This window comes from Rhodococcus sp. UYP9, assembly GCF_040547235.1.
GTDB lineage: Bacteria > Actinomycetota > Actinomycetes > Mycobacteriales > Mycobacteriaceae > Rhodococcoides.
In genome coordinates, this window is record NZ_JBEPPH010000004.1 from 390659 (window position 1) to 415060 (window position 24402).

20 protein-coding genes are annotated in these 24402 nt (G+C 62.5%); all 20 read left to right on the top strand.

Features of this window, described 5'->3' with window-relative positions:
- The first annotated feature begins 78 nt into the window (after window positions 1-78).
- The 20 genes from ABIB36_RS14620 (at window position 79) to ABIB36_RS14715 (ending at window position 24397) form a co-directional block, all read left to right on the top strand.
- The gene (locus ABIB36_RS14620; protein WP_354562277.1) at window positions 79-1914 is read left to right on the top strand and encodes a peptidoglycan D,D-transpeptidase FtsI family protein; all 1836 of its coding nucleotides are present in this window, start codon (window positions 79-81) and stop codon (window positions 1912-1914) included.
- Window positions 1915-2102: 188 nt separating this feature from the next.
- Window positions 2103-3704 carry a UDP-N-acetylmuramoyl-L-alanyl-D-glutamate--2,6-diaminopimelate ligase gene (locus ABIB36_RS14625; protein ID WP_354562074.1) on the top strand — a complete coding sequence of 534 codons (1602 nt, stop codon included), beginning with the start codon at window positions 2103-2105 and terminating at the stop codon, window positions 3702-3704.
- A complete protein-coding gene (locus ABIB36_RS14630; RefSeq protein ID WP_354562077.1) occupies window positions 3701-5230 on the top strand; it encodes a UDP-N-acetylmuramoyl-tripeptide--D-alanyl-D-alanine ligase in 1530 nt (509 codons plus the stop codon). Before ABIB36_RS14625 ends, ABIB36_RS14630 begins: the two co-directional genes overlap by 4 nt.
- Window positions 5227-6306, top strand: coding sequence for a phospho-N-acetylmuramoyl-pentapeptide-transferase (gene mraY / locus ABIB36_RS14635; protein WP_084346613.1), 1080 nt, complete (start codon window positions 5227-5229; stop codon window positions 6304-6306). The genes ABIB36_RS14630 and mraY overlap by 4 nt, the downstream gene beginning before the upstream one ends.
- Before the next feature lie 6 nt (window positions 6307-6312).
- Complete coding sequence (gene murD, locus ABIB36_RS14640; protein ID WP_354562080.1) at window positions 6313-7800, top strand: UDP-N-acetylmuramoyl-L-alanine--D-glutamate ligase; 1488 nt, start codon at window positions 6313-6315, stop codon at window positions 7798-7800.
- 74 nt (window positions 7801-7874) lie between these two features.
- A complete protein-coding gene (ftsW, locus tag ABIB36_RS14645) occupies window positions 7875-9299 on the top strand; it encodes a putative lipid II flippase FtsW (RefSeq protein WP_354562082.1) in 1425 nt (474 codons plus the stop codon).
- Window positions 9296-10465, top strand: coding sequence for an undecaprenyldiphospho-muramoylpentapeptide beta-N-acetylglucosaminyltransferase (murG, locus tag ABIB36_RS14650; protein ID WP_354562084.1), 1170 nt, complete (start codon window positions 9296-9298; stop codon window positions 10463-10465). Before ftsW ends, murG begins: the two co-directional genes overlap by 4 nt.
- Before the next feature lie 17 nt (window positions 10466-10482).
- On the top strand, window positions 10483-11967 hold the full coding sequence (gene murC / locus ABIB36_RS14655; RefSeq protein ID WP_354562086.1) for a UDP-N-acetylmuramate--L-alanine ligase: 1485 nt from the start codon (window positions 10483-10485) through the stop codon (window positions 11965-11967).
- Window positions 11964-12836 (top strand): cell division protein FtsQ/DivIB, encoded by an 873-nt coding sequence (locus ABIB36_RS14660; protein ID WP_354562088.1) that lies wholly within the window; start codon window positions 11964-11966, stop codon window positions 12834-12836. Before murC ends, ABIB36_RS14660 begins: the two co-directional genes overlap by 4 nt.
- Before the next feature lie 194 nt (window positions 12837-13030).
- Window positions 13031-14263 (top strand): cell division protein FtsZ, encoded by a 1233-nt coding sequence (gene ftsZ / locus ABIB36_RS14665; protein WP_084346765.1) that lies wholly within the window; start codon window positions 13031-13033, stop codon window positions 14261-14263.
- Between the two features lie 46 nt (window positions 14264-14309).
- Window positions 14310-15029: a peptidoglycan editing factor PgeF gene (gene pgeF / locus ABIB36_RS14670; RefSeq protein ID WP_179142282.1), complete on the top strand. Its 720-nt coding sequence runs from the start codon at window positions 14310-14312 to the stop codon at window positions 15027-15029.
- Between the two features lie 8 nt (window positions 15030-15037).
- Window positions 15038-15805 carry a YggS family pyridoxal phosphate-dependent enzyme gene (locus ABIB36_RS14675; RefSeq protein ID WP_143542102.1) on the top strand — a complete coding sequence of 256 codons (768 nt, stop codon included), beginning with the start codon at window positions 15038-15040 and terminating at the stop codon, window positions 15803-15805.
- Window positions 15806-15890: 85 nt separating this feature from the next.
- Window positions 15891-16562: a cell division protein SepF gene (locus tag ABIB36_RS14680; protein ID WP_354562091.1), complete on the top strand. Its 672-nt coding sequence runs from the start codon at window positions 15891-15893 to the stop codon at window positions 16560-16562.
- A gap of 101 nt (window positions 16563-16663) precedes the next feature.
- Window positions 16664-16951 carry a YggT family protein gene (locus ABIB36_RS14685; RefSeq protein ID WP_084346610.1) on the top strand — a complete coding sequence of 96 codons (288 nt, stop codon included), beginning with the start codon at window positions 16664-16666 and terminating at the stop codon, window positions 16949-16951.
- Between the two features lie 160 nt (window positions 16952-17111).
- The gene (wag31, locus tag ABIB36_RS14690) at window positions 17112-17993 is read left to right on the top strand and encodes a DivIVA-like cell division protein Wag31 (protein WP_084346609.1); all 882 of its coding nucleotides are present in this window, start codon (window positions 17112-17114) and stop codon (window positions 17991-17993) included.
- Window positions 17994-18077: 84 nt separating this feature from the next.
- Window positions 18078-18266, top strand: coding sequence for a hypothetical protein (locus ABIB36_RS14695; protein ID WP_084346608.1), 189 nt, complete (start codon window positions 18078-18080; stop codon window positions 18264-18266).
- A 282-nt stretch (window positions 18267-18548) separates the two neighbouring features.
- The gene (gene ileS / locus ABIB36_RS14700; protein WP_354562095.1) at window positions 18549-21683 is read left to right on the top strand and encodes an isoleucine--tRNA ligase; all 3135 of its coding nucleotides are present in this window, start codon (window positions 18549-18551) and stop codon (window positions 21681-21683) included.
- Window positions 21680-22327 (top strand): peptide deformylase, encoded by a 648-nt coding sequence (locus tag ABIB36_RS14705; RefSeq protein WP_354562098.1) that lies wholly within the window; start codon window positions 21680-21682, stop codon window positions 22325-22327. Before ileS ends, ABIB36_RS14705 begins: the two co-directional genes overlap by 4 nt.
- A gap of 58 nt (window positions 22328-22385) precedes the next feature.
- Window positions 22386-23723, top strand: coding sequence for a DNA polymerase IV (locus ABIB36_RS14710; protein ID WP_354562100.1), 1338 nt, complete (start codon window positions 22386-22388; stop codon window positions 23721-23723).
- Window positions 23724-23887: 164 nt separating this feature from the next.
- The gene (locus ABIB36_RS14715; RefSeq protein ID WP_354562103.1) at window positions 23888-24397 is read left to right on the top strand and encodes a WKL family lipoprotein; all 510 of its coding nucleotides are present in this window, start codon (window positions 23888-23890) and stop codon (window positions 24395-24397) included.
- Window positions 24398-24402 lie beyond the last annotated feature (5 nt).

Consider the following 24402-nt stretch of genomic DNA (forward strand, 5'->3'; position numbering starts at 1 on the left):
CGGTCGACACGTCGAGCACCGGGGGTCGGCGCACGAGACGGCGCCAGGAGGCCCGCGACTCGATCCTCAGGATCGTCGCTGCCGCCTCGACACCCTCGCCGCGGACGGTTCGACGCGTCGTCCTTCGGTTTTCGGAGCGGGTTCGGTCGAGTTCTGATGTTCGGTGTGCTCGCACTCGTTGCGCTGCAGCTGTTGTGGATCATGGGGGTCGATGGGAGTCGGTTGTCGGCTGAGGCGGCTTCGCAACGCACGACGACGCTTGTCGATCCTGCGACCCGAGGCGCAATCACTGATCGCAACGGGAAGCCGATCGCGTTCACGATGGAGGCCAAAGCGCTGACGTTCCAGCCGGTTCGTGTTCGGAAGGAATTGGACGAGGCGCGAGCGAAGGATCCGACCAAGCCCGGAACCGACGATCGTCTGAAGGCCATTGCTGCCGGACTTCACGATGAACTCGGTGACATTGCGAGCGAGAAGGACATCCTCGCGAAGCTGAAGAGCAACGACACATTCACTTACCTCGTGCGTGGAGTCGATTCGACGGTCGCAACCAAGATCAGCAAGGAATTCGAAGAAGTAGGACTGGAAAGACAGGACATCCGCGAATACCCGGGTGGATCGCTCGCCGCGAACATGGTGGGGGCAACGGGTTACGACGGACACGGTCTGCTGGGGCTGGAAGATTCGCTCGATTCCACTCTCGCAGGAACCGACGGATCTCAAACGTACGACCGCGGGTCCGACGGCGCGGTCATTCCTGGTAGCTGGCGTGACAAGCAACCCGCCGTCAACGGCTCGAGCGTCGAGTTGACGATCGACGCCGATCTTCAGTACTACGTGCAGCAGCAGGTGCAGTTGGCGAAGGATCTGTCCGGTGCGAAGGATGCTTCCGCTTTTGTGCAGGATGTGCGCACCGGTGAGGTTCTCGCCATGTCGAACGACAACACCTTCAACCCAGGTATCGGGGTCGGCAACAACGACAAGAACAAGCAGATGGGCAATCTCCCGGTCACGACCCCCTTCGAGCCCGGTTCGGTGAACAAGATCATCACTGCGGCAGCTGCGATCGAATATGGTCTGACAACGCCGGATGAGGTTCTGCAAGTACCTGGAAATATCTTCATGTCCGGCGTCTCGGTCAAGGATGCGTGGGAGCACGGCGTGGCTCCGTACACGACGACGGGAGTGTTCGGGAAGTCTTCCAATGTCGGGACTTTGATTCTTGCGCAGCGTGTCGGTGAAGATCGATACGCGGACATGTTGTCCCGCTTCGGTCTGGGGCAACGTAGCAATGTCGGTCTACCGTACGAAAGTGCTGGCAGCGTCCCGAGCCGTGACCAATGGTCGGGCGGCACATTTGCCAACCTTCCTATTGGACAGGGTTTGTCCATGACACTGCTCCAGATGACGGCCATGTATCAGGCCATCGCCAATGACGGGGTGCGGATCCCACCACGAATCGTTCGTTCGACGACGGGTCCGAGCGGAGATACGGCCGAGACCGAGCAGCCAGAGGGCGTGTACGTCGTCAGTCCGCAGACGGCCTCGACCGTCCGTGACATGTTTCGCTCCGTCACACAGGACGATACCGGTAATCAACGGGGAACCGGGGTCGCGGCCGGTGTGCCCGGCTACCAGATCAGCGGCAAGACCGGTACGGCGCAGCAGGTCGACCCAGAGTGCAAGTGCTACTCGAACTCGAACTACTGGATCACGTTCGCGGGGATCGCGCCCGCCGACGATCCGCGGTACGTGATCGGAATCATGCTCGACGCACCGTCCCGGAGTGCGGACGGATCCGGTGGTCAGTCCGCCGCGCCGCTTTTCCACAACATCGCTAGCTGGATGCTTCAGCGAGACAGTGTGCCACTGTCGGCCGATCCCGGACGCAAACTGGTTCTGCAGGCCGACTGACATGATTACCTTCTGCTCTGTGATCGCGATCGACGAATCGGACCAACTCCCGATTCGGGTCCGGGTGCACTCGCCGGTAACCTGACTCGTCGGCCTCTTCCGCACATTCGGGGTTTTGGATATCCGTGTCGACGACCGCGCCCCCGGCGGACCCGAGACATCCTCGCAGCCGGGCAGAAAGGAGCACAGTGACTGTGCCAGAAGTGCCGCAGCCTGCTCCGACGGCGTTTCGCCCGTCGAAGCCGCCCCACACGTCGGTCGAAGACCTTGCCGACGTGTCGAACGCGGTGGTCGTAGACGATGAGGTGGCGCAGCGAAATGCTGTCACCGGCATCAACCTGCGTGCACAGGGCATCGAGCGCGGCGACCTTTTCGCAGCGCTCCCTGGATCGTCCGTACATGGTGCGACGTTCGTCGAGGATGCGCTGGATCGGGGTGCGGTCGCGATCCTCACCGATTCCGAGGGCATGGACATCGTCCGTGGCAAGTATCCGCAGTTGCCGGTGCCGGTTTTGCTGCACGAGAGCCCGAGGATGATTCTCGGCACCGTCTCGGCACTCGTCTACGGCAATCCTTCCGAGAACATGACCGTCATCGGCATTACCGGCACGTCCGGAAAGACGACGACGGCATATCTCCTCGAGGCTGCCTTGGTCGCTGCAGGCAGGGTGACGGGGTTGATCGGGACCATCGAGACGAAGATCGCTGGTTCCCGAGTCCCGAGTGCCCTCACCACTCCTGAAGCGCCTCAATTGCACGCATTGTTTGCGGTGATGCTCGAGCGCGGCATCGATACGGTCGTCATGGAGGTGTCCAGTCATGCTTTGGCGCTGGGCCGCGTCGACGGCACGGTGTTCTCGGTCGGCGCCTTCACCAACCTGTCACAAGATCATCTGGACTTCCACGGTTCCCTCGAGGACTACTTCCAGGCGAAGAGTCGACTGTTCACCGCGGAGTCGCGGGTCCGAAGCCGCTCGGCCGTCGTGTGTATCGACGACGATTGGGGAAAGCGGATGGCCGACATCGCTCGTGCGGCCGGAACGAGCGTCGTGACTGCCTCGGTCGCTGCGCACTCCGATTGGACGATCGCAGACTGGTCGAAGGAAGCCAACGGCACGCAGACTTTTTCGATCGTAGAAGCGGGCGGCGCAAGCTACCCGGCCGAGATTCGGCTACCCGGCCGATACAACGTTGCCAATGCGGTACTCGCTGCTGCAGCTTGTTCGGCGGCAGGGGTAGATGTCCGTCGCGCAATCCGCGGTATGGCCGAGGTCGACGTCCCCGGCCGGGTGCAGCGCATCGTTCGCGGCCAGGACTTTCTTGCCGTGGTCGATTACGCACACAAGCCTGCCGCAGTGGAAGCAGTCATCGAGACACTACGAGAACAGACCGCGGGACGGATTGCGGTGGTCCTCGGCGCAGGCGGTGACCGAGACAAAGCGAAGCGTCCGTTGATGGGTGCCGCCGGAGCGCGCGGGGCGGACCTGCTGGTGATCACTGACGACAATCCCCGCTCGGAGGATCCATCGGCGATCCGAGACGCGATGTACGAGGGGGCGTTGGCCGTCGACCCGCAGGCGCGCAGTGAGGTCCGAAATGTGGCCGGCCGAGAATCTGCCATCACCGAGGCTGTGAAATGGGCCAGTGCGGGCGATGTCGTTCTGGTCGCGGGAAAAGGCCACGAAACCGGACAGGACATCGCGGGTGTGAAGTATCCATTCGATGATCGGGTGGTTCTTGCGGCCGCCATCGACAGCAGGATCGACGCAGAAGCAGGAGATCCATCGTGAAAGCGTTGACACTCGCCCAGATCGCGAACATCGTCGGCGGAACCCTGCACGACGTGCCCGACCCGTCACGGATCGTCGACGGGTCGGTCGAGTTCGATTCCCGCAAGGTGACCCCGGGAGGTCTGTTCTTGGCGTTGCCGGGAGCAAAGGTCGATGGACACGACCACGCAGCCGCAGCAGTGACCGCTGGTGCCGTGGCCGTCCTTGCTGCCCGTCCCGTCGGGGTGCCGGCAATCGTCGTCGAACCCGTTCCGCACGACGGTCGAGCCATGGCTCTCGAGCACGATCGTGATGGATCGGGAGCCGCGGTTCTCGGGGCGTTGGCTGCATTGGCTCGTGCCTCTGTTGTCGACTTGGCGAATACGACGTCACTGACGGTCGTCGGCGTGACCGGATCCTCGGGAAAGACATCGACGAAGGATCTACTGGCCTCGGTACTGGCGCCGCTGGGTTCCGTTGTTGCGCCGCCCGGGTCGTTCAACAACGAACTGGGCCATCCCTGGACGGCCCTTCGGGCTGACGAAACCACGAAGTTCTTGGTTCTCGAGTTGTCGGCGCGAGGTGTGGGGCACGTGGCCGCTTTGGCCTCGATCGCGCCTCCGCGAATCGGCGTCGTCTTGAACGTCGGAACGGCCCATCTAGGGGAGTTCGGATCGAGAGAGAAGATCGCGCTTGCCAAGGGTGAATTGATCGAAGCGCTTCCGAATGCCGCGAACGGCGGGGTAGCGATTCTTAACGCCGACGATCCACTGGTGTTGTCGATGAGGTCACGGACGTCGGCTCGCGTGGTCACGGTCGGGCATTCGGTGGAAGCCGATGTTCGAGCAACGGACGTCGAGCTCGACGCCGACGCGCGTGCGAACTTCACTCTTGTCACCTCTGCCGGGAGCATCGGCATCGCTCTCGCCGTCCATGGTGAACATCAGGTAGGCAACGCGCTGGCCGCGGCTGCTGTGGCCCTCGAATGCGGGGCGAGCCTCGAGATGATCGCGATCGCGCTTGCCGGTTCCAATGCAACCTCGGTTCGTCGGATGGATGTTCGTACCCGTCCCGACGGGGTGACCGTTGTCAACGATTCGTACAACGCCAATCCAGATTCGATGCGTGCTGCGCTCAAAGCACTGGTGTCGATGTCGCGCTCGGGCAGTGGGCCGCGTCGGCGGACGTGGGCCGTATTGGGTGAAATGGGTGAACTGGGTCCAGAATCAGTCATCGAGCACGACGCGATCGGAAGGCTGGCTGTGCGACTCGATGTGAGTCGTCTGGTGATCGTCGACTCCGGTCGTCCGACACGAGCGCTCCACCAGGGCGCGGTGATGGAGGGGTCGTGGGGCGAGGAGTCGATGCTCGTGTCCGACGATGCAGAGGCAATCGCGGTTTTGCGACGCGAGGTGCTGCCCGGTGACATCGTCCTGGTGAAGGCTTCGCAGTCGGTCGCGTTGTGGTCGGTGGCCGACGCGTTGCTGGAAGCGCCTGAAGAGGCAGATGGAGAGAACGAGACGATGACACCGGAGGAATCGCAGTGAGACAGATCCTCTTCGCCGGAGGTATTGCACTCGCTGTGGCGATCCTGCTCACGCCTGTGCTGATCAAGGCGTTTTCGAAGCAAGGATTCGGGCAGGAGATTCGGGTCGAGGGGCCTGCAAGCCACCAGTCCAAACGCGGGACTCCCACCATGGGCGGTGTTGCGATCCTCGCCGGGCTGTGGGCCGGCTACTGGGGTTCGCATCTCATCGGTATCGGTTACGAAGCGGACGGGCCATCGGCTTCGGCCCTTCTGGTGCTGGGGTTGACCACGGTGCTGGGCCTGGTGGGTTTCCTCGACGACTTCATCAAGATTCGTAAGCAGAGAAATCTTGGCCTGAACAAGACCGCCAAGCTGGTGGGGCAGCTTTTCGCTGCGGTAATTTTCGGCGTCCTTGCCCTGCAGTTCCGAGGGCCGAACGGGCTCACCCCCGGCAGTACCCAACTGTCCTACGTCCGCGATATCGCCACCGTCAGCATGGGTTCGATCGTGTTCATCGTGTGGTGCTACTTCTTGGTGACTGCCTGGTCCAATGCGGTCAATCTGACCGACGGCCTCGACGGTCTGGCCGCGGGTTCGATGACGCTGGTGCTCGGTGCTTATACGGTCATCACCTTCTGGCAGTACCGCCAGGCGTGTTCGACGAACCCGGGGCCCGGTTGCTACGACGTTCGCGATCCGCTCGACCTTGCGCTGATCTGCGCGGCGGCGGCAGGTGCGTGTATCGGATTCCTGTGGTGGAATGCCGCGCCCGCAAAGATATTCATGGGCGACACCGGCTCCTTGGCGCTGGGTGGTCTGCTTGCCGGATTGTCGATCGTGACGAGAACCGAGCTGATCATGGTCGTGATTGCTGCACTGTTCGTTGCCGAGGCAGCGTCGGTCGTGATCCAGGTTGCGGTCTTCCGCTCCAGTCGACGACGAGTATTCCGAATGGCCCCGTTCCATCATCACTTCGAGCTCGCCGGGTGGGCGGAAACCACGGTAATCATCAGATTCTGGCTTCTGGCCGCCATCGCATCGGCCGTCGGGCTGGCGCTGTTCTACAGCGAGTATCTCGCTGCAATCGGAGGGTAGATACACGTGTCCGAGACTGCCGACGCAACCGGATACGACGAAGATCTGACGTGGCTTCGGGGACGGACCGTCCTTGTCGCAGGGGCTCGCGTGTCCGGCTTGGCGACGGTACAGCCGCTGCTCGACTTGGGAGCGGAGGTTCTGGTCACCGACTCGGATCCGGGTGCGCTGGACAACGCCCGCGCACTCGGGGCGGGCGTGGTGTTGCAGGACGAGTTACTCGCTGACACCGATCGAATCGGTGCAATCGCCCTGGTGGTGACGAGTCCTGGATTACGAGCTGGTTCACCGGTGTTGGCGGCGGCCGCGAACCACGGTGTTGCCATCTGGGGCGACGTCGAGTTGTCGTGGCGGATCGATCGTGCCGGCATCTACGGCCCGCCGACGAGATGGCTGGTCGTCACCGGTACCAACGGCAAAACCACGACCACCTCGATGCTGGCGTCGATATTGAAGTCCGCAGGGATCGATAGCGTCGCGTGCGGGAACATCGGTCTGCCGATACTCGATGCCCTTCGACTCTCGCCGCACCCGGAGGTATTGGCCGTCGAACTGTCGTCTTTCCAGTTGTTCTGGGCGCCCTCGGTGCGTCCCGCCGCGGGTGCTGTGCTCAATATCGCGGAAGACCATCTCGATTGGCACGGGGGTATGGATGGTTACGTCGAGTCCAAGGCTCGGGCGCTGAACGGTGATATCGCTGTGATCGGTCTCGACGACGCCCGCGCAGCCGCGCTCTCGGCGACATCGACGGCGGACCGCGTGATCGGATTCCGCTTGTCCGAGCCCGCGGCCGGCGACTTCGGCATCATCGGTGATCATCTGGTGGACAACGCGTTCGCCGATCGCGAGCAGATCGTGCCGGTGACGGCGGTGGTGCCCGCCGGTCCCGCCGGGTGGATGAACGCGCTTGCGGCCTCTGCTCTGGCTCGCGCGATCGGCGTCGATGCTGGCCATGTGGCCGAAGGCATCCGGACCTATCAGGTCGGGCCCCATCGAGGCGCCGTGGTTCGCACGACGAACGACGTGACGTTCGTGGACGACTCGAAGGCCACGAACCCGCATGCTGCGCGGTCTTCGCTCCTCGCATATCCCCGCGTCGTATGGATCGCAGGGGGACTGTTGAAGGGCGCTGCCATCGACGAACTCGTCGTCGAAATTGCTCCGCGTCTCGTCGCCGTACTTGTCATCGGCCGCGATGGGACGCAGATCGCAGAGGCAGTGGCGCGACACGCACCGGATGTTCCCGTTGTGCGGTATCCGGCGGGAGACGATGCTGATGTGACTCATGTTGCTGAAGATGCTGACGTAGTGATGCGGGCGGTCGTCCAAGAGGCAGCACGCCGAGCGCGGCCCGGCGACACCGTGTTGCTCGCCCCGGCCGCGGCGTCCCTGGACATGTTCGTCGACTATGGGCATCGCGGTCGCAGCTTCGCCGAGGCCGTAGTCGATCTCGACTCCGCGGATATCGGCCACGCCATCGGGCCGGTAACGTGAGTACCGCATCCGGTCGATCTCGACCCGTCGCTGGTCCAGCCACCAGCGGACCACGCACCAGAATCGGCTTGTGGATGCGCCGACCGCTTGCGTCGTTCCATCTGATCGTCACCATTGCGGCACTCCTGACCATCCTCGGGCTGGTCATGGTGCTGTCCTCTTCGGCCGCCGAGGCCTATGCGACGGACGGCTCCGCCTACTCACTCTTCACCCAGCAACTGATCGGCGTCGCCCTCGGTGTCGTAGCGTTCTACATCGCGCTGCGCATGTCGGTTCGGATGCTTCGAAAGCTGTCGTTCCCGCTGTTCTGCATCTCGGTGGTCATGCTGATGCTCGTCTTGATTCCGGGTGTGGGGTCGGAAGGCGCAGACGGCGCACGTCGATGGTTCAACGTCGCTGGGATCTCGTTCCAGCCCTCCGAACTCGCCAAAGTCACGCTCGTCTTGTGGGGCGCACATCTTCTGGCCTCGCGGCGTAGCGAGCACGCCAGCTTGAAGTCGCTCCTTATCCCGTTGGTACCTGCATCGTTGCTGATGTGCGCGCTGGTAGTGCTGCAGCCGAACTTGAGTACGGCCATCGCCATCGGCATCATCCTCGTCTCGCTTCTATGGTTCGCCGGGCTCAATGCTCGCTTGTTCGGAATTCTGGTCGTCGGCGGAATCGGCGCCGCAACCGTATTGGCATTCACCGCGGGGTATCGCTCGAACCGGATCAAGGGTTGGCTCAACCCGGGGGACGATCCGCAGGGTCTGGGATATCAGTCCAAGCAAGCGAGATACTCCTTGGCCGACGGCGGACCCTTCGGCGTCGGACTCGGTCAGAGCCGTGCCAAGTGGAGCTACCTTCCCAACGCGCACAACGACTTCATCTTCGCGATCATCGGCGAGGAACTCGGCTTCATCGGGTGCCTGGCAGTGTTGGGTCTTTTCGCCCTGTTCGTGTACACCGGCCTCCGCATTGCCATGCGATCCGTCGACCCGTTCCTTCGTCTGTTGGCCGCCGGTTCGACGACCTGGATCTTCGCCCAGGCAATGATCAATATCTGCTATGTCGTCGGGCTGCTTCCGGTGACGGGTCTGCAGTTGCCGCTGGTGTCCTACGGTGGATCATCGACCGCGATCACGCTCCTCATGTTCGGCATCATCGCCAATGCCGCGAGACACGAACCCGAAGCGATCGCGGCATTGCACGCCGGCAGGGACAGCAGGCTCGATCGAGTACTCCGGCTCCCGATGCCCGCGTCGTTCTCGCCTCTGCGCGCAGCCGCAGCTCGATCCAAATCGACCAGGCCTGCCCTCGATCAAGAGGCCCGCCGCCGGCTTGCGGCACGTGCGGAGAGCGGGCGTTCGGCCGCACGTGAACACGCACAGGTGGGCGGTGCATCGAATCGAGCACGTCGTGGGGCCCCAGGTGAGCAACGGTCCGATCCTCGCCGTCGAGTGCCGAGGCAACCCGGCGCGCGACGCAACCACCCCGATGGGCAAGGATATCGACGGTGAATGCACGAAGTCGACCGCCGGTCACCAGAGCACTGTCCGTCGTCGTAGCGGGCGGAGGGACTGCAGGACACATCGAGCCTGCCCTTGCCGTCGCCGACGCACTACGCGCTATCGATCCCGAAATTCGGATTACCGCGCTCGGAACCGAACGCGGCCTCGAGACCAGGCTCGTGCCGGCGCGCGGGTATCCACTTGCATTGATTCCTCCCGTTCCCCTGCCGCGCAAACCGACACTCGATCTGCTGCGATTGCCGGTAAAACTCGTTCGATCGGTGCATAGGACCAAGAAAGTGTTCTCCGAGACCGAAGCGGACGTACTCGTGGGATTCGGCGGATACGTCGCTCTCCCCGCCTACATCGCCGCGCGTTTCGCTCGTGACAGTCGACGCATACCGATCGTTCTGCACGAGGCCAACGCCAGTGCGGGGATTGCCAACAAGGTCGGCGCCCGTCTGGCGACTCGGGTGCTGGCGGCCGTGCCGGGCTCCGGCGTATCCGCTCGCGGTGCGCAGGATGCAGAGATAGTTGGAATACCCGTCCGACCTACGATCACCGGGCTGGACAGAGCTTCTCGACGTGACGAGGCGCGAGCCTATTTCGGGTTGCCTGCGGACGGCCCCGTGCTGCTGGTGTTCGGCGGATCACAAGGTGCACGCTCGCTGAACGACGCAGTGTCCGGCGCCGCAGCCGAACTCGCCGCCGCGGGGGTCTCGGTCCTGCACGCACACGGCCCGAAGAACACCGTCGATGTCGAGTCGATCGAAGGCGCAACGACTGCGTACATTGCTGTTCCGTACCTCAACCGCATGGATTTGGCCTATGCGGCCGCAGATCTGGCGATGTGTCGCTCCGGTGCCATGGCCGTCGCCGAGGTGTCTGCGACAGGGCTGCCCGCCGTGTATGTACCGTTGCCGCACGGCAACGGTGAGCAAGACTTGAACGCTCGGCCCGTCGTCGATGCGGGGGGCGGGATACTGGTGCAGGACGCGCAGATCGACGCGGCGTACGTCGGTAGCACGATCGTCGACTTGATCACCGATACCGAGCGCATCGCTGCTATGTCCATCGCAGCGGGGAGTGCGGGTCACCGCGACGCTGCAGCTACGGTTGCGGAGATCGTGGTAGACGTCGCCTCGGTTCGACCAAACGAAGCGTCACTGTCGTGACGGGTGAAAGGATGGACATGTCCGAGCTTCCAGCCGAGCTCGCGAGAGTGCACATGGTCGGCATCGGCGGTGCCGGTATGTCGGGCATTGCACGTATTCTGCTGGCTCGTGGTGGCCAGGTCTCCGGGTCGGATGCCAAGGAGAGCCGCGGTGTTCTTGCGCTTCGGGCACGTGGTGCCCAAGTCCGAGTAGGGCACGACAGTTCCGCTTTGGACATGCTGCCGGGTGGACCCACCGTCGTCGTCACGACGCTCGCCGCGATTCCGAAAGACAATCCCGAACTCGTCGCTGCCGAGGAACGCGGTATTCCGATCGTGCTGCGCCCTGCCGTGTTGTCCTCGTTGATGGACGGGTATCGCGCGCTGCTGGTGTCCGGAACCCATGGAAAGACCTCTACGACGTCGATGCTCGTGGTTGCGTTGCAGCACTGCGGATTCGACCCCTCGTTCGCCGTCGGTGGTGAGCTCAACGAGGCGGGCACCAACGCGCACCACGGCAGCGGCGACGTGTTCGTAGCGGAAGCCGATGAGAGCGACGGGTCCCTGCTGCAGTACAGCCCGAACGTCGTGATCGTCACCAATATCGAGGCCGATCATCTCGACTACTTCGGCACGACCGAGGCCTACGTGCAGGTATTCGACGATTTCGCGGCCTTGCTCGAGCCTGGCGGAGTGTTGGTCGCCTGCATGGACGACCCGGGGTCCGCCGCCCTCGCTCAGAGAATCCACGCACGCGCACTGCCAGGGGTTCGGGTGCTCGGTTATGGATCGGCGAACGTCGCTACAGGCGAGGTCGAGATGGCGGTCCGTCTTCTGAATTGGGAACCCGAGGATGTCGGGGGTGTGGCCCAATTGTTGGTCGAGGGTGAGGAGAAGCCGCGGACGTTGCGACTGGGGGTCCCCGGACGTCACACAGCGCTCAATGCTCTTGCCGCGTTCAGCGCAGGGCGTCAGGTAGGGGCCGGGGTCGACGAACTACTGGCCGGTGTCGCCGGTTTCGGTGGCGTTCATCGCCGGTTCCAGCTCCGTGGGCGCGAACACGGTGTTCGCGTCTTCGACGACTATGCGCACCACCCGACGGAGGTCCGTGCGGTGCTGACTGCGGCACAGCAACTCGTCGCTGGAGTCGCGGGTCCAGACGAGCGTGGACGGGTGATCGTGGTCTTCCAACCGCACCTGTATTCGCGGACGGAAACTTTCGCTTCGGAGTTCGGTACGGCGTTGAGCCTTGCCGACGAGGTGGTCGTACTCGATGTGTACGGCGCGCGCGAAGAACCGCTCCCCGGGGTTACGGGTGCACTGGTGGCAGCGGCGGTGACCGTCCCGGTCAACTATCAACCGGATTTGTCTTTGGTGGCCAAGCAGGTTGCCGCGCTGACCGCCCCCGGAGATGTGGTCATCACCATGGGCGCGGGCGATGTCACGATGTTGGCCGGACCCATTCTCGATGCGTTGCGGTCGAAGACCGACTTCAGGATCGGGCAAGGTCGGGCATCGGAGTGACCGATCGGCCCGAGCGGGGGAGTCGACGCCGTGCCGCCAGGCCTGATCGCACGTCCAAGGCAAGACCGAAATCCGTGGCGACACCGAAGAATGGCGAATCCACCGGAAGGTCGACGGCCGGTGCGAATTCCGCGGCCGCATCGCACGAGGCGAAGGATCGCGAGCGCAGGCGCGAGGCTCGAGAAGCGGAACGTCTGCGTGTCTCGCGGTCGCGTCGCAAACTCGGACTGATCGCGGCGGCGGTGGTGGCTGTGATCGTGGCGGGATTTGCCCTGGTGTATCTCACCCCGGTGTTGTCCGTCCGCAAGATCGAGGTCACCGGAAACGTGACGGTGTCCGAGGAAGAAATTGTCGCCGACCTCGACATCCTGCTGGGGGAGAAGCTCGTTCGGGTCGATGTTGGATCAGCTGCACAGCGAGTCGCGGCTATCCCGGCAATGGCGTCGGTACGTGTTCAGCGGATGTATCCGTCGACCGTGCGGGTGACGGTGACGGAACGAGTGCCCGTGGCATTCGTGGACGAGCCGGACGGAACTCACTTGCTCGACAAGGACGGCGTCGACTTTGCCGTCGGTACGCCACTGCCAGGAGTCGTGCGCTTGGTGACCGATACGCCCGGTCCAGGGGATGCAGCTACGACAAGCGGACTGGCCGTACTGGATTCGATGCCTGACGCTCTTCGTGGTCAAGTCGGCGAGGTTCGCGCGACCTCGATATCGGAGGTGTCGCTGTCGTTGCTCGACGGGAGGACACTCGTATGGGGGAGTAGCGATAATTCGGAGCGCAAATCTGCTGTGGCGCTTACATTGTTGTCTCAGCCTGGACAGGTTCTGGATGTATCGAGCCCAGATCTACCCACCATCAAGTAGCTGTTCGGGTGACCGACAGGTACGGTCTGAAGCAAAATCTTTTCGCGGTGCCCGGCGCGCCTAATGGCAGAAGGTTGCACCGATCAATAGCGTTCATCAAGTCGAGTACTTGACATAACTCTAAGCCTATGGTTCAGGTTGAGACTTTTCCCGTACCTGACAGTCCAGACAACAACCACGGAAGGCGAGAGCCCATGACGCCCCCGCACAACTACCTCGCCGTAATCAAGGTCGTCGGCATCGGCGGCGGCGGCGTTAACGCGGTCAACCGAATGATCGAACAGGGACTCAAGGGAGTCGAGTTCATCGCGGTCAACACCGATGCTCAAGCACTTCTCATGAGCGACGCCGACGTCAAACTCGATGTAGGTCGCGAGCTGACTCGCGGACTCGGTGCCGGAGCGGACCCCGAAGTTGGTCGCCGCGCGGCAGATGATCACAAAGACGAGATCGAAGAGGTCCTCAAGGGGGCCGACATGGTTTTCGTCACCGCAGGTGAAGGCGGTGGCACCGGTACCGGTGGCGCGCCCGTCGTCGCCAATATCGCCCGCAAACTCGGCGCTCTGACTGTCGGAGTCGTCACACGACCGTTCTCGTTCGAGGGCAAGCGTCGCGGCGGCCAGGCCGACACCGGAATTCAGCAGCTTCGCGAATCCTGCGACACACTGATAGTGATCCCCAACGATCGGCTACTGCAGTTGGGAGATGCGGCCGTCAGTTTGATGGATGCATTCCGAAGTGCGGACGAGGTACTGCTCAACGGCGTCCAGGGAATCACCGATCTCATCACGACTCCAGGGTTGATCAATGTCGACTTCGCAGATGTGAAGGGTGTCATGTCCGGCGCCGGTAGTGCCCTGATGGGAATCGGATCTTCACGCGGTGAGGGTCGGGCCATCAAGGCGGCGGAATCTGCCATCAATTCGCCGTTGCTCGAAGCGTCGATGGAAGGCGCCCGAGGCGTACTGCTGTCGATCGCCGGCGGGTCCGACCTGGGTCTGTTCGAGATCAACGAGGCTGCTTCTCTGGTGCAGGAAGCCGCTCACATCGACGCCAACATCATCTTCGGTACAGTCATCGACGACTCGCTCGGTGACGAGGTGCGGGTCACCGTGATCGCCGCCGGTTTCGACGGTGGTACCCCCACGCGTCGACCTGTGGAAGCTGCGCCCGGAAATACGCGCGGATCCGTCGGTTCGGCCCGATCCGGCGAAGTGTCCTCGTCGAGGCCATCGGATTCGACCAGTTCGGCGGGAGTTTTTCGTGATTCCGCAGGTGCTCCGAGTGGAAGTAGTCTTCCGCCGCTACCGAATTCGGAGTCACGCAGTGCGCCGTCGAACGGTGTGCCCGGAACTGGGCGACGTGTATCGGTGTCCGAAGAAGAGGGCGAAGACGAGGTCGACGTACCGTCGTTCATGCGTCGCTGATCCGAACACTCATAGAGGGATTGCACCTACCGAGAGGAATGTCGCGCTGAACGGCAAAGTCCGCAGGGTTACCACCACCAGAGCGGGTGGGGTGTCGGCGCCGCCGTTCGACACTTTCAATCTCGGCGACCATGTGGGTGATGCTCCGGAGGCGGTCGCGGCAAACCGCGAACGACTGGGTCGGGAACTGGGCCTGGGCGTCGACCGCTTGGTGTGGATGGAACAGGTGCATGGTCGCACCGTCACGGTGGTGGACGGTCCGGTCTCCGAGACCGTACCGGTCACCGACGCAATCGTGACGACCGTTCCCAATCTTGGCCTGGTGGTACTGACTGCAGATTGTGTTCCGCTTCTGCTGTCCGACGACGAGGCAGGTGTGATCGCCGCAGTCCATGCAGGGCGGGTGGGTGCCCGAATCGGCATCGTGCCCAAGGTGCTGGAGGCGATGGTTTCGCTAGGAGCAGACCTCGGACGTGTCGGTGCTTTTCTGGGGCCGGCAGCAAGTGGCCGCCAGTACGAAGTGCCTGCGCATATGCGGGCCGACGTCGAGAGGCATCTACCCGGTAGTGCAACCACGACGGTTCGTAAGACGCCGGGTCTCGATATCCGTGCGGGCATTCGTAGGCAACTCGAGGCTTCCGGTGTATCGGCGGTGGTGGTAGATCCTCGGTGCACCATCGAGGACAGAACCCTGTTCAGTCATCGGCGGGAAGCACCGACCGGCAGGTTCGCCAGCGTGATCTGGATGGACACCGAGCCTGCTTGACTGGTGCCATGACTATCGCAAGTGACAGAGCCGTAGAGATAGAGAACGCACTGCTGTCGGTGCGAGATCGGCTGCGTGCGGCGTGTATCTCCGCCGGCCGCGCCGAAAAGGACGTGACGCTGCTTCCGGTCACCAAGTTCTTCCCCTCGAGTGACGTCGAAATTCTCTATCGACTGGGTTGCCGTGAGTTCGGTGAGTCGCGGGAGCAGGAAGCAACGGTCAAGGCACACGAGACGGCCGAGCACTTTGCCGACTCTCCCGCGAAATGGCACATGATCGGGCATTTGCAGAGGAACAAGGCGAAGTCGGTTGCGAAGTGGGCCTATTCGATCCACTCGGTAGACAGCGCGCGGTTGGTTCAGGCGCTTCAGAACGCAGTGCATCGTGCGCTGGGCGAGGGCGAGCGGACAACCCCTTTACAGGTGCTGATTCAAGTGAGTCTCGATGGCGATGTTCATCGGGCCGGCATCGAACGCGAACAACTGGACGAACTGGTCGACCTCGTCGCATCGGCAGAGAATCTCTCACTTGCGGGTTTGATGGCGGTCCCGCCGATCGAAGCCGACCCTGATAGTTCGTTCGCCGCTCTCGCCGAACTGCACCAGCGTGTTCTGGTCGATCATCCGGAGGCGGTCGAACTGTCTGCGGGCATGACCGGCGACCTGGAAGCAGCTGTGCGACACGGATCGACGTGCGTGCGTGTCGGTACCGCAATACTCGGTTCGCGGCCGATAACCTCGCCTGTAGAGACCACGGTTCACATCAGTCACAACTGACCCAATGTGAACCTGGAGACGACACGCTGAACACCCGCCCGGGAGTGAAGCCCGAATGGCCAGTTTTGAAGGAAGGCAAGGATCGATGAGCACCCTGCACAAGTTCAAGGCGTACTTCGGCATGGTTCCACTCGCGGACTATGAAGACGACTACCTCGACGAACCTGATACTCATCGGGTTTCGCGGGGGCGCGACACGTACGCCGAACTCGACGAGCGCGGCGACCGTGAATTCGGTGGCCCCAGCTTTACTTCTCGACGGCCCGCGCATGCCAATCTGGACGACGCCGAAGACTACGACGACTTCGAGGCGCCTCGGTCGGCTCCTGCTCTGGCACCCATCGGGGGCAGAAGTTCGCGCGGTTCAACCGGCGGAGGTGCTCGGCCGACGGCGACGCGTGGAAACCTCGCCGTCGATACCAGGATGGATGTACGGGCGGAAACTCGTCGAAGCCCGATCGTCGACGACGGAGGCCCCTTGTCCAAGATCACCACGTTGCAACCACGCGACTACAGCGAGGCGCGCACCATCGGTGAGCGCTTTCGTGACGGGACCCCCGTCATCATGGATCTCGTCGAGATGAGCAATGCCGACGCGAAGCGGTTGGTGGACTTCGCCGCGGGACTGGCGTTCGCACTGCGTGGCTCCTTCGACAAGGTCGCGACGAAGGTGTTTCTCCTCTCGCCCGCTGATGTCGACGTCTCGCCTCAGGAGCGTCGTCGGATCGCCGAAACCGGCTTCTACAGTCAGCAATGACTCGGACGAGTTGTGCGATAAGTCCGCGGCTCGATCGGGCGTCGGGGGTCTCTGACCTGGTCGCTTTGATCGAGCCGCTTTTTTCGGGCACAGTATGAGACGTGGCCTTGTTTGCGGTTCTCTATTTCGTACTTTTTATGTTCTGGCTGCTTCTCATCGGCCGCATCATCGTCGAATTCATCAGAACGTTCGCCCGCGACTGGCGTCCCACTGGAATTGTGGTGATATTGCTGGAAGCGATTTTCACGGTGACCGACCCGCCGGTCAAGCTGCTTCGCAGACTGATACCGCCGGTGAATCTCGGCGGAGTTCGACTCGACTTGTCGATCATGGTGTTGCTCTTCGGGGTGTTCATCCTGATGACTGTCGTGAGAGGGCTGGGATCGTAGGGTTCGATACTTTGGTACAAGACTTCGGGGACGCGAGCGACCAGCGCGACCGATGTGACAGAATGGACGCCAGTTACAGTTTGATTGTTCCGGACCGTATGGAATGGGATATAACTGAATGCTTGCTCTACCGCCTCAAGACGCGTGAAGGGATCCTTCCATGCCGCTGACTCCAGCTGATGTGCACAATGTCGCGTTCAGTAAGCCGCCGATCGGAAAGCGCGGCTACAACGAAGACGAGGTAGATGCATTCCTCGATCTCGTCGAGCAAGAGCTGTCGCGACTGATCGAAGAAAATGCTGATCTGCGCCAGCGAGTGGGCGAGCTCGATCAGGAGCTGTCCGACTCCAAGAGTTCGGCGCGACAGCCCGGCTCCGGCCAATCCGGCTCCGGCCAATCTGCACCCGTTCAGCAAAAGGTGCCAGAGCCGCAGCGACCTCCGGAGCCGCAACGCCCGGTCGAGCCTCCCAAGCCTGCACCTGTGGTGGCCCCAGCTCCGGCTCCCGTTGCCGCGTCGCAAAGCGCCGATTCCAACATGCAGGCGGCCAAGATCCTGGGCCTTGCTCAGGAAATGGCAGATCGTCTGACGAGCGATGCGAAAACCGAGTCGGAGCAGTTGCTCGGCAACGCGCGGACCAACGCCGAGCGCCTGGTCACCGATGCGCGTACGCGCTCGGAGGCAATGGTCACCGATGCTCGTCAGAAATCCGAGTCGCTATTGTCGGATGCGCAGACAAGGTCGGAGACCCAGCTCAGGCAGGCGAAGGAGAAGGCCGACGCACTTCAGGCCGATGCCGAACGCAAGCACACCGAGATCATGGCGACGATCAACGAGCAGCGATCTGTTCTGGAAGGTCGCATCGAGCAGCTCAAGACGTTCGAGCGCGAGTACCGGGTCCGTCTCAAGTCGTACCTGGAATCGCAGCTCGAAGAGTTGGAGAATCGCTCCTCGGCCCTGCCTGTGGACAATGGCAAGGACGGCTTCAACCAAGAGGGACAGTCCTCCGGGTACAGCCAGTCGTACGCCAAGGGCAACAACTAGAGGTTGTTTGCTTCACGCACGGCGCGCGACGGCTCGCTCCGGACCTGACGGTCGCTTGCCGGCGCATCCGGAACGAGGTGTGGTGTGCTTGTACTGACGCTGTGTGCGGCGGCAGTGGGGTTTGCCTTGCTGGTCATCGCTTTGATGACCGGCTCGGTGATCTGGGCTTGGGGCTGTATCGCAGTATGTGTAGTTGGTGCGGTTCTATTGCTGACGGGCGCGTTGGCCGGCAGGAAATCTCCTCCCGATCATCTCTCCCCGCCGAAGCATTAGTTCCTGAGCATCATCGGGTCTGGAAGTTCGATCGAAAGAAGTCAGGCGTTGATCCGGCGATCACCGGGGAGTCTTCGGAAGAACGGTGAGCCTTTACGGCCTGCTCAGTAGAACCGAACGGGTGGGCCCGTTACAGCCAGCGTGAGTGGCATCGGATCGTCCTGTGCGGGCGAATCCGATGCAAACGGGGTGGTACCGCGGTACCGACGTAAAGACACGTCGGACATCGTCCCCGTGCCGACTACGTTCCGCTCACACGAGCGGATGGCACGAGGAGTCATCATGACCGACGATCACACATCGACAAGCGATTCCTACCCGCTCGTCGACATCTACGGCACGAAAGCCGGCAGCGTATCGTTCCCCGATCTCGAGAAGAAGGTCCTCGACGCCTGGGCGGCGGATGGAACCTTCCGCGCCAGCGTGGACAATCGTGAAGGCGCCGAAGAATTCGTCTTCTACGACGGCCCTCCGTTCGCCAACGGACTGCCGCACTACGGCCATCTTCTGACCGGATACGTCAAGGATCTCGTACCGCGCTTCCAGACGATGCGGGGCATGAAGGTCGAGCGACGATTCGGCTGGGACTGCCATGGGTTGCCGGCCGAACTCGAAGCCGAGAAGCAACTCGGGATCAAGGACAAGTCCGAGATCGACGAGATGGGTCTGGCGAAGTTCAACGCTTACTGCAAGCAGTCGGTCCTGCAGTACACCGACGAATGGCGCGACTACGTGACCCGTCAGGCACGCTGGGTCGACTTCGACAACGACTACAAGACCCTCGACCTCGACTTCATGGAGTCGGTCATGTGGGCATTCAAGACACTCCACGACAAGGGGCTCATCTACCAGGGCTTCCGAGTTCTTCCGTACTCCTGGTACGAGCAGACGCCGTTGTCGAACCAGGAGACCCGTCTCGACGACGCATACAAGATGCGTCAAGATCCGGCCGTCACCGTGCGAATGGCGCTCTCCGCGCCGGGTTCGCCACTCGACGGCGCCGATGCTTTGATCTGGACGACGACGCCGTGGACCATCCCGTCGAATCTCGCGATGGCGGTGCGTCCGGACATCGACTACGTGCAGGTCGAGGACGGAGAAGGCGGACGCGTCGTACTCGCACGTGATCGAGTGGCTCATTACGCTCGGGAGCTGGGGGAGAACCCGACGGTGTTGTCCGAGCACACCGGTGCCGATCTTGTCGGGCTGAAGTACACGCCCCCGTTCGACTTCTTCATCGGACATCCCAACTCGCATCGTGTGCTGTCCGCCGACTACGTGACTACCGATTCCGGTACCGGAATCGTGCACTTGGCGCCCGCATTCGGTGAAGAGGACATGGACGTGGCGACGGCCAACGGTATCGAGGTGGTGCAACCGCTCGATCCGGGTGGAAAGTTCACCTCGATGGTGCCGCCGTACGAGGGCTTGATGGTGTTCGATGCGAACCCCGTCATCATCAAGGATCTGAAGGCCTCGGGACGGTTGCTGCGTCACGAGACGATCGAGCACTCCTACCCACATAGCTGGCGGAGTGGTCAGCCGCTCATCTACATGGCGGTTCCGTCGTGGTTCGTTGCGGTGACCAAGTTCCGCGATCGCATGGTCGAGTTGAACCAGGAGATCACGTGGGTCCCCGAACATATCAAGGACGGGCAGTTCGGTAAGTGGCTCGCGGGTGCGCGTGACTGGAACATCAGCCGAAACCGCTACTGGGGCAGTCCGATTCCGGTGTGGACCTCGGATGATCCGGCGTATCCGAGACTCGACGTCTATGGCAGCCTCGATGATCTCGAGCGTGATTTCGGTGTGCGACCGACCGATCTTCATCGTCCCTACATCGACGATCTGACGCGGCCGAATCCCGACGACCCGACCGGCAAGTCGACCATGCGTCGTGTTCCGGAGGTATTGGACTGCTGGTTCGAGTCCGGTTCGATGCCGTATGCGCAGGTGCACTTTCCGTTCGAGAACGAGGAGTGGTTCGCCACTCACAACCCCGGCGATTTCATCGTCGAGTACAACGGTCAGACGCGTGGATGGTTTTACACGCTGCATGTCCTGGCGACGGCCCTGTTCGATAGGCCGGCCTTCAAAACCGTTGCAGCACACGGGATCGTCCTCGGCGACGACGGCTTGAAGATGAGCAAGTCCAAGGGGAACTATCCGGATGTGAAGGAAGTGTTCGACAGGGACGGCTCCGATGCCATGCGGTGGTTCCTGATGTCTTCTCCGATCCTTCGAGGCGGAAATCTCGTGGTGACCGAGCAGGGCATCCGCGAGGGTGTTCGTCAGGCCTTGCTGCCGATCTGGAACGCGTGGAGCTTCTTGCAGTTGTACGCGGACAAGCCGGGCGTGTGGCGTACCGATTCGCCGCATGTTCTCGATCGGTACGTGCTTGCGAAGCTGGCTGCGACTCGCGATGCGATCACCGATGCGTTGGAGGGAAACGACATCGCAGGTGCGTGCGACGAGCTTCGCGTGTTCTGTGATGCATTGACCAATTGGTATGTGCGACGCTCGCGTTCGAGGTTCTGGAGTGAGAACGTCGATGCGATCGACACACTCCACACAGTGCTGGAAGTTCTGACGCGGATCGCGGCACCGCTTCTGCCGTTGATCAGTGAAGTCGTGTGGCGTGGTCTTACCGGCGGGCGTTCGGTGCACCTGATGGACTGGCCTGACGCGGGTGAGCTGCCTTCCGATCCCGAACTCGTCGATTCCATGGATGAGGTTCGAACCATCTGTTCCACTGTGCTCGGTCTACGTAAGGCGCAGAATCTTCGAGTGCGCCTGCCGCTGCCCGAGGTGACCGTCGCTGCCGAGAACGCGGAGCGGTTGCGTCCGTACGCCGACATCATCGCGGACGAGGTCAATGTCAAGAAGGTGGATCTGACCGACGACGTTGCAGTGCACGGCAAGTTCGAACTTGTCGTCAACGCTCGTGCGGCAGGTCCCCGCATCGGTAAGGACGTTCAGAAGGTCATCAAGGCCGTCAAGGCCGGTGAATGGTCCGAGGACGCGAACGGTGTTGTCAGCGCTGCGGGCATCGAGCTGCTGCCCTCCGAGTACGCTCGCAAATTGGTTGCTGCCGAGCCGGATTCGACGGCTGCGTTGCCCGGAAACGCCGGCCTCGTCGTGCTCGACTCGAATGTCACAGCCGAACTCGAAGCCGAGGGTTGGGCGAAGGATCGTATCCGCGAATTCCAGGATGCACGCCGTAACCTCGGGCTGGAGGTGTCGGATCGGATCGATATCGTCGTCGAGGTACCGGCTGATCGACGCGACTGGCTCGACACTCACCGGGAACTCATCAAGGGTGAGGTCCTTGCGCTTACCTTGGTGGATGGGGATCCGGGCCCGGACGCGATCGAGCTGGGCGAGGGTGTGCGCGCATTGGTCAGCCGGGCGCGATGACGGCAGCCGCATCGATGGAAGATGCTGTCCGCGAGATTCTCTCCTCGGCTCGCGGTGGCGTCGTGAAGATCGTGGTCGTCGGCGAACCGGTGCTTCGGGCGCCGGCCGCGCCATTGGTCGATCAACTCGAGATTCGGACACTCGAGAGGCTCGTCGAGGTCATGCGGGCGACGATGCACGATGCGCCGGGCGTGGGATTGGCTGCTCCGCAGATCGGTATTCCACTGCGGATAGCGGTGATCGAGGACATGTACGAGGTGGACCCGGAGATGGCGGAGGCGCGCGAGCGCACGCCGGTGCCGTTTCAGGTTCTCGTCAATCCCACGTACACCGCGATCGGGGATGCTCGACGCTCGTTCTTCGAGGGGTGTCTGTCGGTGCCCGGGTATCAAGCAGTCGTTTCGCGTCCTGCGGCCGTTCGGCTCGAATGTGTCGATTCGAACGGCAAGGAGATCGACGAGATCTTTCGCGGGTGGCCGGCACGGATCGTGGCGCATGAGACCGATCACCTCGACGGCACGGTATATATCGACAAGGCCGTCACCAGATCCCTGGCAGCGAACGAGGTCTACGCCGAACTGTGGCGCGATCCGTCACCACAGCGGGCGGCAGCGGCGTTGGGCTTCGAGCTCAGCCAAGAGTGAGAGACCGGCCGGGGGAGACAGCGGTGGAGTGTCGTGATGCAGGCGAGGTTCATCGCACATGACGGAGGCGCGCAGCGCGCGGTGGGTCCTGCATCTCGACATGGATGCGTTCTTCGCATCCGTCGAGCAGCTGACCCGTCCCACGTTGCGGGGTAGGCCGATCCTGGTCGGTGGGGCCGGTGGACGCGGGGTCGTTGCCGGATGCAGCTATGAGGCGCGAGTTTTCGGTGCTCGCTCGGCCATGCCCATGCATCAGGCACGACGGCTCGTCGGGGGAGGTGCCGTCGTGTTGCCGCCTCGAGGTTCGTTGTATCAGGCGCTCAGTCGCCGAGTGTTCGACGCGCTGCGTACTCCGATGCCGATCTTGGAACAGTTGTCGATGGACGAAGCGTTCGGGGAGCCGTCCGAGCTTGCGGGTGCGACGTCGGCGGAGGTACTCGACTTCTGCGAAGCACTGAGGACTCTGGTGCGTGAGGAAACCGGACTGGTGGCGTCGATCGGCGCGGGTACCGGAAAGCAGATTGCAAAGATCGCATCCGGGCTGGCCAAGCCGGATGGTGTCAAGGTGATCACTCCGTACGAGCAGACGGAGTTGATGGCGGCATTGCCCGTGCGCAAGCTTTGGGGGATAGGTCCGGTGGCGGAGGAGAAGCTTCGCAGGCTCGGGATCGACACGATCGGCACCTTCGTCTCCACTTCGGAATCGGAGGTTGCCTCGATTCTCGGGGCGACGGTCGGACCGAGCCTGCACCGACTTGCGCGGGGAATCGACGATCGCGCGGTGGCCGAGCGAGCCGAAGCGAAGCAGGTCAGCGCCGAAACTACGTTCGCACATGATCTCGTCACGTTGGCTCAACTGCGCGCCGCAGTGGAATCGAGTGGCGACGCCGCCCATCGTAGGTTGTGCAAGGACGGCCGAGGCGCTCGAACTGTCGTCCTGAAATTACGTAAAGCGGACATGAGCATCCTCACGCGCTCGGTGACTCTTCCATACGCAACCGTGGACAAGCAGACGATCGTTGCCGCGGCCCAGCGGCTGGTGCTCGATCCGGTGGAATTAGGCCCGATTCGCTTGGTAGGGGTGGGTTTGGCGGGGTTGTCGACCGTGCAGCAGGGCTCGCTCTTTCCTGAGCTCGACTACCACGCAGACGATGTTCTCGACGATCCGACGACCGCACCGGATCCAACGCCTATCTCGACGGAACCGAGCCCGAGGTGGCACCCCGGGATGGATGTAAGGCATCCTGAGTACGGACACGGATGGATACAGGGGGCAGGCCATTCCGTGGTGACGGTTCGTTTCGAGACCCGATCTTCCGGACCGGGTAGGGCTCGTACTTTTGCGGAGGGGAATGAGTTGCTCCTAGTAGCAGACGCGCTCGACAGTCTCCAGTGATGCAAGTTCCTACCGGTCGGTAAGCGAATCTGGCCGGTCGGTACCCGAATCTGGCCGTGCGAGATTTCGAATGGCATAGTGGGGCACCCGAGACGAACTATGACAAGTTGACCCCGCAGTGATCGACAGTGATCGCTGGCGATCAGAGTGAAAAGGACAAGCACTTGAAGCTTCGTAACACCCGCAAGGCCATGGTTGCAGGCATCGCGATCGCCGCAGCGTTCACGATGACCGCGTGCGGATCGGACGATGGCGGCGACGCTCCAGCCACCACCACTGCTGCGGCATCTTCCGCTTCAGCCGCACCCGACGCGAGCGGCGACTACCCGCCGGTTCCGACGGCGGAGGAACTCAACGCGGAACTGCTTCGCGGGCTCGATCCAGCCGTTCCGGTGGAGGAGAAGGCCGAACTGATCCAGGGTGCAGAGGCCGATCCCGACCTCATCAACCAGGTCGCGGCCGCAGCCGTACAGAACGGTGCGACGATTGAGCTCACCAGTGTCGACGACTTGGGTGACGGCACGCTCAATGCGGGCGCAACGCTGACGATCAACGGTCAGGCCAACCCCGGCAACTTCACCTTCGTCGCCGAAGACGGAAAGTGGAAGCTGTCGAAGGAGAACGCGTGTAGCTTCGTACAGCTCGCGCAGCTGACATCGCCCGCGTGCGCTTGATTTCG

Excerpts from the sequence above, each read along its gene's own strand:
- ftsW (WP_354562082.1), top strand. The coding sequence starts at position 7,875 with ATGCGCCGACCGCTTGCGTCGTTCCATCTGATCGTCACCATTGCGGCA.
- murC (WP_354562086.1), top strand. The coding sequence starts at position 10,483 with ATGTCCGAGCTTCCAGCCGAGCTCGCGAGAGTGCACATGGTCGGCATC.
- ftsZ (WP_084346765.1), top strand. The coding sequence starts at position 13,031 with ATGACGCCCCCGCACAACTACCTCGCCGTAATCAAGGTCGTCGGCATC.
- ABIB36_RS14675 (WP_143542102.1), top strand. The coding sequence starts at position 15,038 with ATGACTATCGCAAGTGACAGAGCCGTAGAGATAGAGAACGCACTGCTG.
- ABIB36_RS14680 (WP_354562091.1), top strand. The coding sequence starts at position 15,891 with ATGAGCACCCTGCACAAGTTCAAGGCGTACTTCGGCATGGTTCCACTC.
- wag31 (WP_084346609.1), top strand. The coding sequence starts at position 17,112 with ATGCCGCTGACTCCAGCTGATGTGCACAATGTCGCGTTCAGTAAGCCG.
- ileS (WP_354562095.1), top strand. The coding sequence starts at position 18,549 with ATGACCGACGATCACACATCGACAAGCGATTCCTACCCGCTCGTCGAC.
- ABIB36_RS14705 (WP_354562098.1), top strand. The coding sequence starts at position 21,680 with ATGACGGCAGCCGCATCGATGGAAGATGCTGTCCGCGAGATTCTCTCC.
- ABIB36_RS14710 (WP_354562100.1), top strand. The coding sequence starts at position 22,386 with ATGACGGAGGCGCGCAGCGCGCGGTGGGTCCTGCATCTCGACATGGAT.